The organism is Paenibacillus sabuli (genome assembly GCF_014705605.1).
Taxonomy (GTDB): domain Bacteria; phylum Bacillota; class Bacilli; order Paenibacillales; family Paenibacillaceae; genus Paenibacillus_D; species Paenibacillus_D sabuli.
In genome coordinates this window covers 51643-68372 of record NZ_JACXIZ010000013.1, presented here as the reverse complement: position 1 = coordinate 68372, position 16730 = coordinate 51643, and the positions used below count along the sequence as shown (strand labels likewise).

Annotated in this window: 15 protein-coding genes; 13 read left to right on the top strand and 2 right to left on the bottom strand. The window is 64.6% G+C overall.

Annotation, left to right across the window (positions count from 1 at the left end):
- Window positions 1-45 precede the first annotated feature (45 nt).
- From pruA to IDH44_RS07110, 10 genes are all read left to right on the top strand, one after another.
- Complete coding sequence (pruA, locus tag IDH44_RS07155; protein WP_190916110.1) at window positions 46-1602, top strand: L-glutamate gamma-semialdehyde dehydrogenase; 1557 nt, start codon at window positions 46-48, stop codon at window positions 1600-1602.
- A gap of 374 nt (window positions 1603-1976) precedes the next feature.
- A complete protein-coding gene (gene rocD / locus IDH44_RS07150; RefSeq protein WP_190916354.1) occupies window positions 1977-3149 on the top strand; it encodes an ornithine--oxo-acid transaminase in 1173 nt (390 codons plus the stop codon).
- Between the two features lie 25 nt (window positions 3150-3174).
- Complete coding sequence (rocF, locus tag IDH44_RS07145; protein ID WP_190916108.1) at window positions 3175-4101, top strand: arginase; 927 nt, start codon at window positions 3175-3177, stop codon at window positions 4099-4101.
- Window positions 4102-4184: 83 nt separating this feature from the next.
- Window positions 4185-5099, top strand: coding sequence for a proline dehydrogenase family protein (locus IDH44_RS07140; RefSeq protein ID WP_190916106.1), 915 nt, complete (start codon window positions 4185-4187; stop codon window positions 5097-5099).
- A 174-nt stretch (window positions 5100-5273) separates the two neighbouring features.
- Entirely contained in the window at window positions 5274-6353 is a 1080-nt protein-coding gene (locus IDH44_RS07135; RefSeq protein ID WP_223869463.1) for an AbrB family transcriptional regulator, read from the top strand.
- Between the two features lie 101 nt (window positions 6354-6454).
- Window positions 6455-6826: a Na-translocating system protein MpsC family protein gene (locus IDH44_RS07130; RefSeq protein ID WP_190916102.1), complete on the top strand. Its 372-nt coding sequence runs from the start codon at window positions 6455-6457 to the stop codon at window positions 6824-6826.
- Between the two features lie 380 nt (window positions 6827-7206).
- Window positions 7207-8262, top strand: coding sequence for a Nif3-like dinuclear metal center hexameric protein (locus IDH44_RS07125; RefSeq protein WP_317890132.1), 1056 nt, complete (start codon window positions 7207-7209; stop codon window positions 8260-8262).
- Window positions 8263-8280: 18 nt separating this feature from the next.
- Window positions 8281-9393 carry an ABC transporter substrate-binding protein gene (locus tag IDH44_RS07120; RefSeq protein WP_190916100.1) on the top strand — a complete coding sequence of 371 codons (1113 nt, stop codon included), beginning with the start codon at window positions 8281-8283 and terminating at the stop codon, window positions 9391-9393.
- A 15-nt stretch (window positions 9394-9408) separates the two neighbouring features.
- Complete coding sequence (locus IDH44_RS07115; protein WP_190916098.1) at window positions 9409-10185, top strand: ABC transporter ATP-binding protein; 777 nt, start codon at window positions 9409-9411, stop codon at window positions 10183-10185.
- Window positions 10166-11035 (top strand): ABC transporter permease, encoded by an 870-nt coding sequence (locus IDH44_RS07110; protein ID WP_190916096.1) that lies wholly within the window; start codon window positions 10166-10168, stop codon window positions 11033-11035. The genes IDH44_RS07115 and IDH44_RS07110 overlap by 20 nt, the downstream gene beginning before the upstream one ends.
- Window positions 11036-11053: 18 nt before the next feature.
- Here IDH44_RS07110 and IDH44_RS07105 read toward each other — a convergent pair whose 3' ends face one another.
- Window positions 11054-11752 (bottom strand): NAD(P)-binding domain-containing protein, encoded by a 699-nt coding sequence (locus IDH44_RS07105; RefSeq protein ID WP_190916094.1) that lies wholly within the window; start codon window positions 11750-11752, stop codon window positions 11054-11056.
- A gap of 449 nt (window positions 11753-12201) precedes the next feature.
- Between IDH44_RS07105 and IDH44_RS07100 the strand changes: the two genes are divergently transcribed.
- Window positions 12202-13596, top strand: a complete 1395-nt coding sequence (locus IDH44_RS07100; RefSeq protein WP_317890131.1) for a hypothetical protein — start codon at window positions 12202-12204, stop codon at window positions 13594-13596.
- A 14-nt stretch (window positions 13597-13610) separates the two neighbouring features.
- Here IDH44_RS07100 and yyaC read toward each other — a convergent pair whose 3' ends face one another.
- Window positions 13611-14210, bottom strand: coding sequence for a spore protease YyaC (gene yyaC / locus IDH44_RS07095; protein ID WP_190916090.1), 600 nt, complete (start codon window positions 14208-14210; stop codon window positions 13611-13613).
- 173 nt (window positions 14211-14383) lie between these two features.
- On the opposite strand from yyaC, the gene IDH44_RS07090 reads away from it, so the two are divergent.
- Both IDH44_RS07090 and IDH44_RS07085 read left to right on the top strand, forming a co-directional pair.
- The gene (locus IDH44_RS07090; protein WP_190916350.1) at window positions 14384-15139 is read left to right on the top strand and encodes a creatininase family protein; all 756 of its coding nucleotides are present in this window, start codon (window positions 14384-14386) and stop codon (window positions 15137-15139) included.
- A complete protein-coding gene (locus IDH44_RS07085) occupies window positions 15136-16632 on the top strand; it encodes a hypothetical protein (RefSeq protein ID WP_190916088.1) in 1497 nt (498 codons plus the stop codon). Before IDH44_RS07090 ends, IDH44_RS07085 begins: the two co-directional genes overlap by 4 nt.
- Window positions 16633-16730: the final 98 nt, after the last annotated feature.

Sequence of the window (16730 nt, the reverse complement as noted above, 5' to 3'; positions counted from 1 at the left end):
GAATTTGTCCCGGAATAGGATAGGGTATGAGGAGGAGGATGGGGGATGGGGATCGGAATAAGACCGTATACGCACGAACCGTTCAGCGACTTTGGGGAGAGCAGGACGCGGCGCGCCTTCGCCGAGGCGCTGCAGCGCGAGACGGCGCGGCTGGGCCGGCATTGCCCGCTCGTCATCGGCGGCGAGCGTATCGATACGAGCGGCCGCCTCGTCTCTGCGAATCCGGCCCGGCGGGAGCAGGTCGTCGGCACGGCGGCCAAGGCGGACGCGGCGTTGGCGGATCGGGCGGTCGAGGCCGCCGCGTCGGCGTACGCGCAGTGGCGGCACGCGCCGGCGGAGCAGCGCGCCGATCTGCTGTTCAAGGCGGCGGCGCTGACCCGCCGCAGGCGGCACGAGTTCTCCGCGCTGCTGGTGCTGGAGACGGGCAAGCCGTGGCGCGAGGCCGACGCAGATACCGCGGAGGCGATCGATTTTATGGAATATTATGGCCGCGAGGCGCTGCGTCTGGCGGACGGGGCGCCGGTGCTGAGCCGGCCCGGCGAGATCAACCGTTACCGCTATCTGCCACTGGGGGTCGGCATTGTTTTGCCGCCGTGGAATTTTGCAATGGCGATCATGGCAGGCATGACGATGGCAGCCGTCGGCGCGGGCAATACGGTCGTGCTCAAGCCGGCGAGCAACGCGCCGGTCATCGCCGCCCGCTTCGTCGAGCTGCTGGAGGAGGCGGGGCTGCCCCCGGGGGTGGTCAATTATGTGCCGGGCAGCGGCGCCGAGGTCGGGGATCGGCTCGTGGACGATCCGCGCACCCGCTTCGTCAGCTTCACCGGCTCCCGCGAGGTCGGGCTGCGCATCTTCGAGCGCGCCGCCAAGGTCCAGCCCGGTCAGCTCTGGCTCAAGCGGGTCCTCGCCGAGCTGGGCGGCAAGGACGCAATCGTCGTCGACCGCAGTGCCGACCTGGAGCTGGCGGCTCAGGCGATTGTCGCCTCCGCATTCGGCTATGCCGGGCAGAAGTGCTCGGCCTGCTCGCGCGCGATTGTCGTCGCCGATGTGTATGACGAGGTGCTCGCCAGGACGGTCAAGCTGGCGCAGCAACTGACAGTCGGCGATCCGGCGCAGCTCGGCTGCGAGATGGGACCGCTGATCGATCGGGCCGCCTACGACAAGGTGATGGATTATGTGGCGCTCGGTCACCGCGAGGGTCGTCTGGCGACCGGCGGCGAGGGCGATGAGACGATTGGCTGGTACGCGCAGCCGACGATTTTTGCAGACGTTCAGCCGCAGGCGCGCTTGATGCAGGAGGAAATCTTCGGACCGGTGCTGGCGTTGTGCCGGGCCCCGGACTTCGACGAGGCGCTCGCCATCGCCAACGATACGGCCTACGGACTCACGGGCGCGGTCATCTCGCGCGACCGGGACCGGCTGGAGCAGGCGCGCCGCGAATTCCACGTCGGCAACTTGTATCTCAATCGCGGCTGCACCGGGGCGATCGTCGGCTACCAGCCGTTCGGCGGCTTCAACATGTCGGGCACGGACGCCAAGGCGGGCGGGCCGGATTACTTGGCGCTGTTCATGCAGGCGCAGTGCGTCACGGAGCAGCTGTGAAGCGGCGGGCCGGCAAAAGCGAGCCGCGGCGACGCGCAAGCGGTACCGCAAGGAAGGCGTCGGCGCGGCGCGTCGCCAAGCGCCCTGGCTCTGCAGCAGACGGGCAAGCCGAGCTAGAGGCGACAGAAGCCAAGCAAGGGACGGCGCAAGCCGAAAGGCAAGCGGCGCAGCCGGACGCGCCAGCGTCCGCCGGGGCGGTACGCGAGGCCTTCGCGCCGGATTGCGCTGCCGGAACGGACGCGTGCTTGCCGCCGGCCGAGCTCGCGCCGGATCCGGTCGCTGCGGTTCCTGACCCAGCGGACCTGGCGAACCCTGCCGCCCCCCCCGATCCGGCAACAGCCGCTCCGGAAGCGGAAGCGCGGGCTGCGGCGGCGATTCGCCAGGCGGAGCTGCACGGGGCGCGCAATTATCGCCCGCTGCCGGTGGTGATCGCGCGTGCCGAAGGGGTGTGGATGTACGATCTGGCCGGACGGCGCTATCTCGATATGCTGAGCGCCTATTCCGCGCTCAATCAGGGCCATCGTCACCCGCGCATCCTGGCCGCGCTGCGGGAGCAGGCGGAGCGGTTGACGCTCGCCTCGCGCGCCTTCCACACCGATGTGTACGGGGCGTGGTGCGCGCGCGTCGCAGCGCTTGCCGGACTGCCGGTCGTGCTGCCGATGAACACCGGCGCGGAGGCGGTGGAGACGGCGCTCAAGGCGGCGCGGCGCTGGGCGTACGACGTCAAGGGCGTGCCCCCGGGACAGGCGGAGATCATCGTCTGCAGCGGCAATTTTCACGGGCGGACGCTGGGGGCAATCTCGCTGTCCGACGAGCCGGACTACCGGCGCGGCTTCGAGCCGCTGTTGACGGGCGTGCGGATCGTGCCTTACGGCGACGCGGAGGCGCTGCAGCGGGCGATCACGCCGGCGACGGCGGCCTTCCTGTGCGAGCCGATCCAGGGCGAGGCCGGGGTGGTCGTGCCGCCGGACGGTTATCTGCGACAGGTGCGCGAGCTGTGCGATCGCAGCCGGGTGCTGTGGATCGCCGACGAGATTCAGACCGGCCTCGGCCGCACCGGCCGGCGCTTCGCCTGCGACTGGGAGGAGGTGCGCCCCGATTTATACGTGCTGGGCAAGGCGCTGGGCGGCGGCGTGCTGCCGATCTCCTGCGTCGTCGGCGGCCATGAGGTGATGGACGTCTTCGAACCGGGCTCGCACGGCTCGACTTTCGGCGGCAATCCGCTTGCCTGCGCAGTCTCGCTGGCCGCGCTGGAGGTGCTCGAGGACGAAGGGCTGGCGGCGCGCGCAGCGGAGCTGGGCGAGCGGGCGCTGGAGCGGCTGCGGCGGCTGCGCGCGCCGCTCGTCAAGCAGGTGCGCGGCCGGGGGCTGCTGCTCGGCGTCGAGCTGCATGCCGCCGCCCGTCCGTATTGCGAGCGGCTGCTGGAGCTGGGCGTGCTGTGCAAGGAGACGCGCGAGACGGTCATCCGGCTGGCGCCGCCGCTTGTCATCGCGCCGGCCGAGCTGGATTGGGCGCTGGATAAGGTTGAGCGCGTATTGGCGCAATGAGTGAATACAGAAAGGATGAGCGATCATGGCAACGCGGGGGGTTCATATCATCAATGTGCCGTTCGGTCTGGGGGCGGGCACGCCGGGCACCGAGCACGGGCCGGAGGCGATCTGGCGCGCCGGCCTGGAGGCGCGGCTCGCCGGACTCGGCCTGCAGGTGACCAAGGCGGAGACGGTCCGTCTGCAGGAGGACGGCGCGGAAGCAGATCGGCAGGACGGGCCGCAGGACGGCGCGGAGACGCGCGCGCGCAATCGGGCGGCGGTGGAGCGGCTCGGCGCGCTGCTCGCGCCGCGCGTGCGCGCCGCCGCTGCGGGAGGAGACTTCCCGCTCGTGCTGGGCGGCGATCACAGCATTGCCACCGGCACGCTGGCCGGGCTGACCGCGCATTATCCGCGCCTGGGCGTCATCTGGTTCGACGCGCATTCCGATCTTAATACGGAGGCGACGACGCCCTCGGGCAACATGCACGGCATGTCGCTCGCCGCCGCGCTCGGCCGGACGATCCACAAGCTGACGGATATTCCCGGCGCCGGTCCGCTCGTGCGGCCGGAGCGCGTCGTGCTCGTCGGCGCGCGCGATCTCGACGCCGGCGAGCGCGAGCTGATCCGGCGGGAGGGCATCGCTTGCTTCTCCATGCATGAGATCGACAAGCTCGGCATCGCACGGGTGATGGAGGAGGCGGTCGCGATTGCCGGCCGCGATGCGGACGGCGTGCATCTGAGCTTCGACATCGACAGCGTCGATCCGCGCGAGGCGCCGGGCGCGGGGACACCGGTCGCGGGCGGCGTCAGCTACCGCGAGGCGCATTTCGCCCTGGAGCTGCTGGCCGAGTCGGGCAAGGTGACGTCGATGGAGATGGTCGAGGTTAATCCGCGGCTCGATCCGGAGGGGCGCACCGCCGCGCTGGCGGCGGAGCTGATCGGCTCGCTGCTGGGCGAGCGCATCCTTTAGCCGAGGCGGATCGCGTTGGACGCGGCGGCCGCGCATCGGGCATGCCGAGGGTGCGGCTCCCGGGGGGAGGGGAGGGCGAGGAGATGGACAATGTGATGCGCGCCGCGCTGCAGCGGCTTGGCCGCAGCCGATCCGCCACGAGACTGGCTCGGCGCTACGGCCTGCGGCTCGGGGCGAGCCGCTTCGTAGCCGGCGTGCGCCTCGAGGAGGCGCTGGACGCGGTCGGGCGGCTCAATGCGGCAGGCAAGGCGGCGACGCTCGATTACCTCGGCGAATTCGCCGGCAGCGAGCCCGAGGCAGATCGTGCCGCGGCGATGTGCGTCCGCATCCTGGAGGGAATCGCCGCACGCGGCGCGGATGCGAACCTGTCGCTCAAGCTGAGCAGTCTCGGGCTCGATCTGGATCGCGGCCGCTGCGTCGCGCGGCTGCGCGGCATCCTGCAGGAGGCTTGGCGGCTGCGCAGCTTCGTGCGCCTCGACATGGAGGATTCGCCGCGCTGCGAAGCGACCATCGGCATCTATCGCGAGCTGCGGCGCAGCTGCGATCATGTCGGCGTCGCGGTGCAGGCCTATCTGTATCGCTCGATGGCCGATATTCGCACGCTCGCCGCCGCAGGCTCCAATGTGCGGCTCGTCAAGGGCGCCTACAAGGAGCCGGAGGAGGTCGCCTTCCCGCATAAGGCGGACGTGGACGCGCAGTTCGCCGAGATGATCGAGCACCATCTCGCGTATGGGCGCTATACGGCAATCGCCACGCACGACCGCGCGATTGTCGAGCGGGCCAAGGCCTGGATCGCTGCGCACGGGACGCCGCGCACCCGCTTCGAATTCCAGATGCTGTACGGCATCGGCGAAGCGCTGCAGGATGAGCTCGTGCGCGAAGGCTACAAGGTGCGGGTCTATGTGCCGTTCGGCGAGGATTGGTACGGCTACTTCATGCGCCGGCTCGCCGAGCGGCCGGCCAATGTATGGTTCGTGCTGCGCAATCTGCGGCGGTAGCAAGGTCCGGGGGAAACGCTCGCTCCCGGCGCAATCCGGCCGCGGAGGAACCCGGCCGTGCAGGGTGCGGACCGCTCTTGGACAATGCCCGTTCCCGGATGACAAGCCGTCGCCCTTCTGGTAAAGTGGGGAGCAAGACACAAACGGCAAGGAGACATCGGGACTGTGGGATGGATGCGTATTCTCGCTTCGGCTGCGGTGGGCGGCGCGGGCGGCGCGTTGTTCTGGCTCGGCGGACTGCCGCTGCCGTGGATACTCGGCTCGGCGCTCGCCGTCATGGTGGCCGGCGCGGTCAAGCCCGGCTCGATCGTCTGGCCGCGCTGGCTCGGCGAAGCCGGCATCGTCGTCGTCGCCTACCTGCTCGGCCGCTCGATGACGCGGCAGACGGCAATCACCATCGCGCATGACCTGCCGTGGATGATCCTGGCGGCGCTCTTGTGGGTGGGCGTCTGTCTTGTCGTCGGACGCCTGTTCGCCAAGGGAGCGCGGATCGGCGAAGGCACGGCGATGCTCGGCTGCGTGCCCGGCGGTCTGACGCAGATGGTCGTGATCGCCGACCACTTCAAGGGCACAGACCCCGGCGCGGTCGCGATTATTCAGACGGCGCGGCTGATCATCGTCCTGTACACGGTGCCGGTGCTGGCGACGTGGATCGCCCTGTCGCCGGATGCCGCGATGCAGACGGCGGCGACAGCGACTGCGCCGTTATCAGCTGCGTCGCCGTCGGACATGCCCGCCTACGCCGCTTGGCTGCTGCTGCCGCTCGTGCCTGCAGCGGCCTGGCTGCTGCGCCGCTGGCGCTTGCCAGCGGGCGAATTCATCGGTCCGATGCTGGTCGTCGGCGGCCTGTCGATCGCAGGATGCCCGTGGCCGGCGCTTCCAGGCCCGCTATTGGCGGCGGCGCAGGTGTCGATCGGGCTGTATATCGGCAATCGCGTGCAGCTGCGGATGATGTGGACGAACAAGCGGCTCGGGCCGCTGGCGCTGCTGACGGCGTGCTTGCTCGTCGCCGCGACAGCCGCTGCGGCCTGGCTGCTGGCGCAGCTTACCGGCGGCTCGGTCGTCACCTGGTTCCTCGCGCTCGCGCCCGGCGGCCTGGGCGAGGTCGCGGTGACGGCGCTTGTCGTAGGCGCGGATGTGTCGCAGGTGACGGCCTTTCAGCTGTCGCGGCTGTTCATTGTCCTGCTGGCGGCACCGCCGATCCTGCGGCTGCTGCTGGCGCGGCGCGGTGCGGCGGAGAGCGGCCCGATATAGCTGGCCCTGCACTGTGCAATCGGCAGCGTGGGACGAATACGGCCGCCCGAGCCAGGGGCGCAGGGGCGGCCGCGATTTCGATCAGGTGGGAGGGAACAGGCATGCGCGTATTCGATTCGATCGGCGAGCTGAAGCAAGAAGTCATCAAAATCTATAATTCGATCAACCAGGAAATTTTCGGGATCGGCATTCGGTCGCAAAAAATCGAGGTCTTTGGCGACAAGGTGACCGTCTTTGCCACGCACAAGCGCATCCCGGCGCTCAAAATTCTCGACGAGACGAATCGCAGCCTGACGGCCAGCGTCGATATGCTGGTCATGGAGGCGAACAAGCGCATGCTCAAGGAGCAGCTCGAGGACAAGCTCGGACTTCCGGTCAAGCTGGTGATGAAGGACTACGATCCGGTGACCGAGCTGTCGGGCACCGTTATCGTTTTCGAGCGCGAAATCGACTTTTTTATACGCAAAACCTAACATAAATAGTTATATAAATGAAAGGTGTTCGCCGTTTTGCAAAAATAATATTGCTTGTATGTTTCTGTTGTGTTATATTACTTAACAACAAAGAGCGTTGGCCTAACCGACAGGTCTCGACGCTTCGAGCTTTACTTTCTCCGGCGCGGCGGCCGGTGGTCCTCTGGTCAGCTCCAATCTGGCTTCGAGAGACAGTGGCCCGCCGCGAACGAGGAAGCAACCAAAACCACTTGGCAGGTGTCAACCACCTCCTTACGGAGAGTGTTACAACCGCTAATTGTGATCAATTCGGGTCGATGGGGCCCGTATGTTCATGATGGCGGTTTTTTGTGTTGTCGCCGACTGACCAGAGGAAGCTGCAGAAAGAAGGAGTGAAGCGTGTGGCGAGCGAACGAATGCGCGAAGAGGGACAAGTACGCGTACGGGATGTCGTAGAGGCGCTAGACCGCATCTCCGGCGGGCGCATGGTCAAAGATTGGAACGAGGTCACTTCCGGCGCCAACCCCTATGTCGTCACCAAGACCTCGCATATTCCCGGCAAAAGCGTCATCGAAATTCCGGGACTGGTCTTCGGCGACCGGGACAAGCCCGTGCGGCGGATCGGCGTCGGGATGACGCTGACGGAGTCGATGATCGAGCTGGCCTCCGGCATGGAGCTGGATCTGATCGTCGTGCACCATCCGGTGGCCGAGGCGGCGAATTCGGGCGGCGTGCCGTTCGCGGATTACCTGCCGCTCTACAAGCTGGCGCTGATCGAGATGCACGAGGCGTTCCACGGGCTGCATCCGGGGCTGACGCTGCTGCACGGACATCGCAAGCAGAAGACGGATATCGCCTTCGGCGGGTTGCCCGGCAACATTCTGCACAAGGGTGTGACGCTGGAAGGCATCGCGACCGCCGGCGCGCTGCTCGCGCGCATCCGCGAGTGGATGGGACACGGGATCGACCGCGAGCTGCTCGCCGCCGAGCGCGTCATCCGCGGCGAACCGACGCTGCAGGAGGCGACGCTGGCCAATCCGGCGCTGCTGCTCGCCGGGCGACCGGAGCAGCCGGCGCGGGAGGTGCTTCACTTTTTTCCGCATACGGGCTTCTCGATGGCGCATCTGGAGCAGGCGCTAGCGCTGTATCCCGAGACGGATACGCTGATCGCCAGCATCAGCCGTGTCCGGCCCGATCATCCGTTCGTCGCGTTCGCGCGGGAGCGGGGGCTTAACTTCATCGTCGGCAATCCGCATTCGGTGGAGATCCTGGAGAATGGACTGCCGCTCGCCTATGCGCTGGAGGAGCTGCTGCCGCAGACGGACATCTTCCTGCTGCGCGAACGCATGACCGCGGTGGGCGTCGGCGAGATCGGACATCGGCGCATGGTGGAATATGGCCGGGAGATGGCGCGCGAGCATCTGCTCGCTGCCTCGCCTCGCGCCGTTCACGTATAAAAGGAGGATGGGGAGAAGATGAAAAAAGCAAGCGAAGCGGTTGTTAAGTTGGCGGGGATGCTGTGTATTCTGGCAATGCTTGCGGCGTGCGGATCGTCGCCGGCGGAGACATCGAACGCAAACGCCGATCCGGCTGCTGCAGCCGGGAACCAAGCCGGCGGGGCCGGAGCGAATGCGGGGAATGACGCCGAGGACGGCGCGGCGGGCGGGAGGGCGTCAGAGCAGCCGGTGAAGGTGCGCTTCTCGGAGGTCATTCGCTCGATCTTCTATGCGCCGCATTATGCGGCGATGGACCAGGGCTTTTTTGCGGAACAGGGACTGGAGATCGACATGAATACGGCGCAGGGCTCGGACAAGGGGGCGGCCGCGCTGATTGCAGGTACGGCGGATATTTCGCTGGTCGGGCCGGAGACGGCGATCTACATTTACAATCAGGAAGGCGACGACAAGATCAAAATTTTTTATCAACTGACGACGAAGGACGGCTCGTTCCTGCTCTCGCGCGAGCCGGTGGAGAACTTCGCGTGGTCCGATCTCGCCGGGCGTACGGTGATCGGCTGGCGTCCGGGCAGCGCGCCGCAGATGGTCATGAGCGCGCAGCTGGCCAAGGAAGGCGTGGAAGGGGTCGAGGTCGTCACCAATCTGGCGGCACCGGCAATGGCCGGCGCCTTCACCAGCGGACAAGGCGACTTCATTCAGCTCTTCGAGCCGGTCGCTTCCACGCTGGTGCAGGAAGGAGCTGCGCATTATGTAACGTCGATGGGCGAGGCGTTCGGCGACTTCCCGGAGACCTCGTATGTCGCCACCGCCGATTACATCGCAGCGCATCCCGACGTCATCCAGCGCTTCGTCCAGGCGGTCGCGATGGGCACGAAGTGGCTGGAGACGGCCTCGGACGACGAAATTGTCGCCGCGTTGTCCCCGTTTTTCGAGGGGACCTCGGATGAGCTGATCCTGCAGTCGATTGCGCGCTACCAGGAGCAGGGTACCTGGGCCGACCCACAGCTGACCGAGTCGCAGTTCGCGACGCTGCAGGATGTGCTGGTGGGCAGCGGCGTGCTGGAGGACGCGCAGCGCGTCGACGCGCTGGAGCAGGTGGCGGATATGCAATTTGTCGAGAAGATCGAGTGAAGGGAGGGAGCGTCAATGGCGCAGATCGAATTACATGACGTCGGACTGAGCTACTTCACGCCGAAGCAGGAAACCGAGGCGCTGCGGGGCATTCAGGCTACGATCGAACAGGGCGAGTTCATCAGCATCGTCGGGCCGAGCGGCTGCGGCAAGAGCACGCTGCTCTCGCTCGTCTCGGGGATGGTGCGTCCGACCAGCGGCCAGGTGCTGATCGACGGCGAACCGGTCGCAGGCACCTCGCCCAAGGTCGGCTATATGCTGCAGCACGACCATCTGTTCGAATGGCGGGATGTGCTCAGCAATCTGCTGCTGGGCGCCCAGGTGCGCAAGATGGATCTTGCCCGTGCCGAGCGCAAGGCGCTGGAGCTGCTCGAGCGTTACGGTCTGGGCGGCTTCGCGCATCATCATCCGGCCCAGCTCTCGGGCGGCATGCGGCAGCGGGTGGCGCTCATCCGCACGCTGGTCACGGAGCCGGATATTCTTTTGCTCGACGAGCCGTTCTCCGCACTCGATTATCAGACGCGGCTGACGCTGGCCGACGAGATTCATTCGATTATCAAGGATCAGCACAAGACCGCGATCCTGGTCACGCACGATATCTCCGAGGCGATCTGCATGGCCGACCGGGTGATGGTGATGTCGCGCCGGCCGAGCACGATCTCGTCCATCTACCCGATGCGCTTCGGCGGCGACGAGCTCACGCCGTGGCGCAAGCGGGAAGCGTCGTCCTACAACACGTATTTCAACACAATATGGAGGGAGCTGGAGGGTCATGTCGTCTCTGCCGGTTAGAGAATCTGCTTCCGCTCAGCGGGCCGAACACGCACGTGACGGGAGTGCGGCGCCCCCGTCGCCGCAGTACGCGCGCTATCTGCGCGGACTGCGCCGCAAACGCTGGACCGTGCATCTCTCGCGCCTCGGGCTGCTGGCCGTCTTCCTCGGGCTGTGGGAGCTGGCTGCGGCCGGCGGCTGGGTCAACCCGATGCTGACGAGCCGGCCGTCGCGGATTTACCTCTCGTTTGTCGAGCTGGCCTTTGGCGGAGAGCTGCTCCGCCATACCGGCGTCACCGCGCTGGAGACGGTGATCGGCATCGTCGTGTCGATGGCGCTCGGCCTGATCGTCGCGGTGCTCTTCTGGTGGTCGACCTTTGCCTCCAAGGTGCTGGAGCCGTATGTCGTCGTGCTCAATGCGCTGCCCAAGGTCGCGCTCGGCCCGATCTTCTACATCTGGCTGGGCGACCGCTATTCGATCTACGGCATGGCGGTGGCGATCTCGGTCATCGTGACGATCATCATGATCGAGAGCGGGTTCCGGGAGATCAGCCGCACCAAGCTCAAGCTGATGGAGTCGCTCGGAGCGACACGCGCGCAAATGCTGACAATGGTGCTGCTGCCGGCGAGCGTGCCGAATCTGATCGCCGCCCTCAAGGTCAATGTCGGACTGACGCTTGTCGGCGTCATCATGGGCGAGTTCCTCTCCTCCAAGGCCGGACTCGGCTATCTCATCACTTATGGCGGTCAGGTGTTCCAGATGAATCTGGTCATGGTCAGTATCATGATGCTGGCGCTGCTGTCGGTCGTGCTGTACGGACTGGTCAATCTGCTCGGCCGCTGGGCGCTGCGCCGTCAGCATCACGATTGAGCCGATTGTCGGCCGACCCTACCGGCGCTCCCGCAGGACCTGCGCCAGGATATCCCGGGCAAAATGACCAAGCGTGCCGTCGGCATAGGATTGGATGACGCCCCGCGCCACCATCGTCTGCGCCGTATAAGCGAAGCTGTCGGGCAGGCCGAGCGCGCGAATGCCATCGGCGATGCGCAATGCGGCCTCAAGCGCTGCGCATGTGGCGATCGTGTTGCAGTCTCGCACCCAATGTTCCTCGCCTGTCGTCACTGGACCGAGCGGCGTCAGGAGCGGTTCGAGCCTTAGCCGGGCCTGCTCGCTGTCGGTGACGACCAGGCCGGTGCCGCCATCAGCGAGCGCCTTGACGCTGCCGAGCAGCTTGCAGGCGGTCCATTCATGGCTGCCGGCCGCCCGGGCCTCGTCCGTGTCCAGCATCGTGGCGGGGTTGAGCAGCAGGACATCCGGACGCAGCTGCGGTGCCAGCTCCCGATATGCGGCGATCAGTGCATGCGCCGGCAGGGCCAGACACACAATATGCGCTTCGCGCAGCTGTCCCGCCGTAGCGGCCTCGGCTCTCGGTATCTCGGCCGCGAGTGTGCGGGCGTGCTCCGGGCGGCCGCTGATCAGCAGCAGCCTCGGGACACGCACCCGCCGGGCGAGCAACTCGCCGAGCTGGCCGAGTCCGACGATCGCGGCTGTGGTCCCGTGTTCGTGGTGATGGTCCGATGGCAGCATGGCTGTCCTCCTTGGCAGATCAATTTTAGTGGAATAGGGACATTATACTATCAAATTGCATACCATGTGCAACAAAACATTATTGGGGTTAAAAACAGACAAAAGTCAGCGGCGGAAAGACATAACGAAAATCTCAGCTGCATTTATGTTAGATAATATAACGCATTAATGAGATGAAATTTTTGGCGTTTCCGAACGAAAACCGAACAATTTCGGTCGTATTCAACCAAAATAAAGTTAAATTCAAGAAGATGAACCAAAAATAACGCATTCATTTTGTCAGACTGTAAAATAAAATTGTATACCAAACACCAAAAGTCTATTCAGTATCCCGATTGTGTGCTAAAATCGATTTCGAAAGCTAATCCAGCAGAAGAATCGAGGGGAAGAAAATGATCACTTTGTCTCATGCCTTGTATGGTTTAGTTACATTAAGTGTTATTTTAGTGATGCTTTTTCGGAGAGGGGTTGTCATTCCGACCTTACTGGGGACCTTTCTGATCGGCTGGATGTACAAGGGGGACGTGATTAGTGGCTTCAAGGCGGTCTACAATGCCAATCTGACTGCGGCGCGCGAGTTGTTTACCATTTTTCTGATTATTACGTTCATGGTGGCGCTGTTGGCCTCGCTGCGCGATCTCGGAGCGGACCGGCGCATGATTCAGCCGGTTCAGCGCTTCTTTGTGAACGGGCATTTGGCGTTTTTTATTCTTGCGGCGGTTACGTTCGTGATCTCGCTCTTCTTCTGGCCTACGCCGGCGGTGCCGCTGCTCGGCGCGCTGCTGATCCCGGCCGCGGTCCGCGTCGGACTGCCTCCGATCGCGGCGGGGATGGCAATCGCCTTGGCCGGCCAAGGCATGGCGCTGTCCTCGGACTATATCATGCAGGTGGCGCCGATGCTCAGCGCCACCGGGGCAGGCGCTGCTACCGGTGCGGTCGCGGACAAGGCGCTCGTGCTCTCGCTGATCACCGGGGTGGTGGCGATCGGAGGGGCGTATCTGATGAATCGCAAGTCCATCGGGATCGGCGGCGCCGGCTCGCTCGGCGACCAAGGCAAGGTGGCGAAGCTGGAGGCGCCCGTAGAGCCGGAGTACGCGGAAGCCGCGGCGGCGGTGGAGACGCTCGATCCGAAAATGCAAAAATGGGCGAAGCTATTCGCGCTGCTCGTCCCGCTGTCGATGCTCGGCGTCATGATTGTCATGATTCTCAGCAAGTTCGGCGGCGGGTGGGGGAGCTTTGAGGGTGGGGACGGCGCCGCTTTTATCGGCGGCGTGGCAATTATTCTGCTCATACTGGCGAGCGTCGCGTTTAGCAAGGTGCATGCGCTCGACAAGATTAGCGAGCATGTGGTGGAGGGGTTCGTATTCGCCTTTAAAGCGATGGGACCTGTCATCCCGATCGCCGGCTTTTTCTTCCTCGGCAACAGCGATTTTTCCGGCAGCATCCTTTCGATCGGCGAGGGCGAGACGGCCCCGGCCTTCCTGTTCGATCTGGTGTCCTCGGTTCAGAACATGATACCGTCCAGCGGGGTGCTGACGGCCTTCGGCATTCTGATCGTCGGCATCGTCACCGGCCTCGACGGATCGGGCTTTTCGGGCTTGCCGCTCACCGGCTCGCTCTCGGGCGCGCTCGGACCGACGGTAGGCGTAGATCCCTCGACGCTGGCGGCGATCGGCCAGATGGGCGCGATCTGGGCTGGCGGCGGGACAATCATCGCCTGGTCGTCGCTTGTTGCGGTGGCGGGCTTCGCCAATGTATCGGCGCTGGAGCTGGCGCGCAAAAACTTCCTTCCCGTCATCATCGGTCTGGCGGTTGCAACGCTCGTCGCCGTCCTGATCTGGTGAGGCCTGTGCGAACGCTAGGCACCCGAAGTGCGGTCGCTCTTATGCGGCCGGGGCTCGGCTAGCTCCAGCGCGGGCAAGCAGGCGGTCAGTGAACGAATCAGGATGCGGGAGATGACAGCGGCCATCTCGTGCACGAAGGTCAGGCTCGTGTGCTCGAGCACTTTGTGATTGAGCGGACCGTGGTTGTTCACGATGCCTTTGAGGTGCACGTGTCCGACCGGGGGCAGCTGCTTGCCCAGACTGATGCCGGGTGAGAGCGGCTCTTCCACGAGCTGGATCGTGCCAATTTTATAGTAGACGCCCAGGCAGGCGTCGACGGCGACAATATAGGCGTCGGGGTGCTTTTTGGAAATATAGATCAGCGTCTTTTTGAGATTTAATGCGTGTACAGGGCGTTCACGCGTGCCAAAAATCCGAACGCGGTCGTCTCGCCGAAAGCTCCCGGCCAGCAAGCTGCCGACTGCCGGACCCAGCGTGTCGCCGTTCCAACGACTGGTGCCGACGCAAATCACGACGATCTCGGCGCAGCTCCGATGCTGATCAAAATGGCGATTCAGCGCATCTGCGAGCACCTGGACCGCGGATTTGTCCAAGTAATGAATGTGATGCATCATGACGCAATCAGCTTCTTTCCAATGTGATCGAGGCGGCTGCCGTCCAACGCGGAGGCGCCTACAGTAAATATAACCGATCAGGCACAAAAAACAACCGTGAAGCGGCGTGTAAATTTGATTTTTTTGTGATGGTATACAATAAACCTTAATGTATAGGAAAGCTGGTGGTGCTGATGGGGCAAGGCTATGTGCTGACCGAAATGACCTGGCCCGAAGTAAAAGAGGCGCTGGAGACCGTGCGGCTCGCGGTCATTCCGCTGGGCGCGCACGAGCAGCACGGGCCGCACATGACAGAGAGCTGCGACGCCGTCCTCGCCGAACGGATGGGGCGTCTGCTCGTGGCCGAGCTGCATCCGCTGGCGCTGCTGACCCCGACTGTGTCGATGGGGGTGTCTTCGCATCATCTCCATTTTCCCGGCACGATCTCGCTTGAGCCGGACACGTTGATCGCGGTGCTGCGCGATATGCTGCGTTCGCTGCAAGGACACGGCATTTCCAAATTTCTCGTGCTCAACGCGCACGGCGGCAACCAGGCGACGCTCGGCGTCGCGGCGGACAAGCTGACGCGCGAGCTGGGCGTGGAATTCTACTACGCCAAAACGACCGCCGCAGCCAAAGATGTGATGGATGAGTCGATCGCGTCCAAGCCGTACGGCCACAGCTGCGAGCGCGAGGTGTCCGAGGCGCTGTATCTGGCGCCGGAGCTGGTGCGCGAGGCGCAGTTGGAGCCTGGCGCTATACAGCCGCCGGGCAGGTGGTCGAGGCTGCGGCCGGGCAATCCTCTGCAAGGCTTCTATTATTATGAAGAGATGACGGCAAACGGCTGCATCGGCGATGCGACTCGTGCGAGCCGCGAGCTCGGCGAACGGCTCGTGCGCACCGCGCTGCAGCGACTGGCGCAGGCGGTGCGGGATGTGCTGGATTCATGAAGCGCGCGCTCTCCGGCATCATGCTGGCGGCAATCGCGGCCCATCTAAGCACGGCGTTGTACCCGGCGGCGCCTTTGCAATGGCTGACCTCGCTGCTCAGCATCATGCTGGTGGCCTTGTTGCTCCGCGGCGTCAAGCCGCTCGTACGCGTGCTGGGCAGCGTTATGCTCGCCATCGGCTTAGCGCTGCTGGCCGCGCATGACGCCGAATGGACGAGCTATCCGCTCAGTTTCGGCCGCATGCTCAATGTACTCAGCCTGTTCGCGCTGATTCCGCTGATCGCGATTCCGATCGAGCTGGGTCGCTATGCGCTGCGCGTGCAGGCCATGATTGAGCGCCGTGTCAAGTACTCCGGGTTGCTCTATTCGATTACGTCGCTGCTGACCTTCGTTTCGAGCTCCTTTATGAACCTGGCGGCAATGCCGATGATGTACCACACGATGCGGCCCTCGGTGGATCTCTATCCGATCGCGCAGAAGGAGCGCTTCCTCAGCCGTTCGATCACGCACGGCTTCAGCCTGCCGACGCTGTGGACGCCGGTCACGCCAATCGTCGGCATCGTCGTCGAGATGACCGGCGTCAAATGGCTGCATCTGCTCCCTGTGCTGATCCCCTTCAGCCTGCTCTGTCTTGCCGTAGACTGTCTAATGGCGCATTGGATCGCCAAGCGTCGGCGCAAGCAACGCGATACTGCTATCGCGGCGGACGGAGGAGCTGGCCGCCGCGAACCGTCGGCCACGCAGGCGCCTGTCTCGCTGGCTGCGGCTCATCGGCATTCCGCCGAGCTGGCCGCCGGGGCCGCGGTCGACCCCGGCACACTGGCAGTGGAGGAGCCGACGCCGGCCAAGGCAGGCAGCCATCCGCTGCAAATTGTACTGGCAGTGCTTATTTTCAACGGCATGATTTCGCTGCTGGAGAGCTCGGCGCATATCGGATTTTTACTGATTGTAACGCTTGCCGTGCTGCCATACGCGTATGTCTGGTCGCTGCTGCTCGGGCAGGGCCGCGCCTTCCTGGCGGCGGCTCGCGCCAAGCTGCCGGCTCATATGCTGCAGATGAAGGATCAATTTTTTATGTTTCTCAGCGCCGGATTCATGATCTCGGCCATCGAGGCGACAGATGGCGGGACGGCGATCACGGCGGCGCTCGGCGCGGTCAAGGCGACGGTCGGGGGCGATCTGTTTTTGCTGCTCGTGCCGCTGATCCCGGTGGCGCTCGCCTTCCTCGGCATGCAGCCGGCGGTGGCGCTGGCGCTGACGGCCGGCGCGCTCGATCCGCATGCGCTCGGGGTATCGCCGGAGCTGGCGGCGATCGCGATGCTGACCGGGGCGGCGGCGGGCTTCCTCGTCGGGCCGTACAATGCCACGGCCAATATGATGGCGGGGCTGATTCGCCGCAGCGCGTACAAGGTTTCCAACTGGAACCTGCCGTTTACGGCAGCCTATCTGACGATGGCGATGGTGCTGCTGCTGGTGCTCAAAAATGCAGGTTGACAAAGCCGCCCAGGGCGGGTCATAATAAAGCATATTCATTTTGGTATACAATATACCAAAGTGAGCGGAAGAGTATACCACTACATTCCCGAAGGGAG

Excerpts from the sequence above, each read along its gene's own strand:
- IDH44_RS07110 (WP_190916096.1), top strand. The coding sequence starts at position 10,166 with ATGTCGTCTCTGCCGGTTAGAGAATCTGCTTCCGCTCAGCGGGCCGAA.
- IDH44_RS07090 (WP_190916350.1), top strand. The coding sequence starts at position 14,384 with ATGGGGCAAGGCTATGTGCTGACCGAAATGACCTGGCCCGAAGTAAAA.
- IDH44_RS07115 (WP_190916098.1), top strand. The coding sequence starts at position 9,409 with ATGGCGCAGATCGAATTACATGACGTCGGACTGAGCTACTTCACGCCG.
- IDH44_RS07135 (WP_223869463.1), top strand. The coding sequence starts at position 5,274 with ATGCGTATTCTCGCTTCGGCTGCGGTGGGCGGCGCGGGCGGCGCGTTG.
- IDH44_RS07105 (WP_190916094.1), bottom strand. The coding sequence starts at position 11,752 with ATGCTGCCATCGGACCATCACCACGAACACGGGACCACAGCCGCGATC.
- pruA (WP_190916110.1), top strand. The coding sequence starts at position 46 with ATGGGGATCGGAATAAGACCGTATACGCACGAACCGTTCAGCGACTTT.
- rocF (WP_190916108.1), top strand. The coding sequence starts at position 3,175 with ATGGCAACGCGGGGGGTTCATATCATCAATGTGCCGTTCGGTCTGGGG.
- IDH44_RS07085 (WP_190916088.1), top strand. The coding sequence starts at position 15,136 with ATGAAGCGCGCGCTCTCCGGCATCATGCTGGCGGCAATCGCGGCCCAT.
- IDH44_RS07140 (WP_190916106.1), top strand. The coding sequence starts at position 4,185 with ATGGACAATGTGATGCGCGCCGCGCTGCAGCGGCTTGGCCGCAGCCGA.
- IDH44_RS07130 (WP_190916102.1), top strand. The coding sequence starts at position 6,455 with ATGCGCGTATTCGATTCGATCGGCGAGCTGAAGCAAGAAGTCATCAAA.
- yyaC (WP_190916090.1), bottom strand. The coding sequence starts at position 14,210 with ATGATGCATCACATTCATTACTTGGACAAATCCGCGGTCCAGGTGCTC.
- IDH44_RS07120 (WP_190916100.1), top strand. The coding sequence starts at position 8,281 with ATGAAAAAAGCAAGCGAAGCGGTTGTTAAGTTGGCGGGGATGCTGTGT.
- IDH44_RS07100 (WP_317890131.1), top strand. The coding sequence starts at position 12,202 with ATGCTTTTTCGGAGAGGGGTTGTCATTCCGACCTTACTGGGGACCTTT.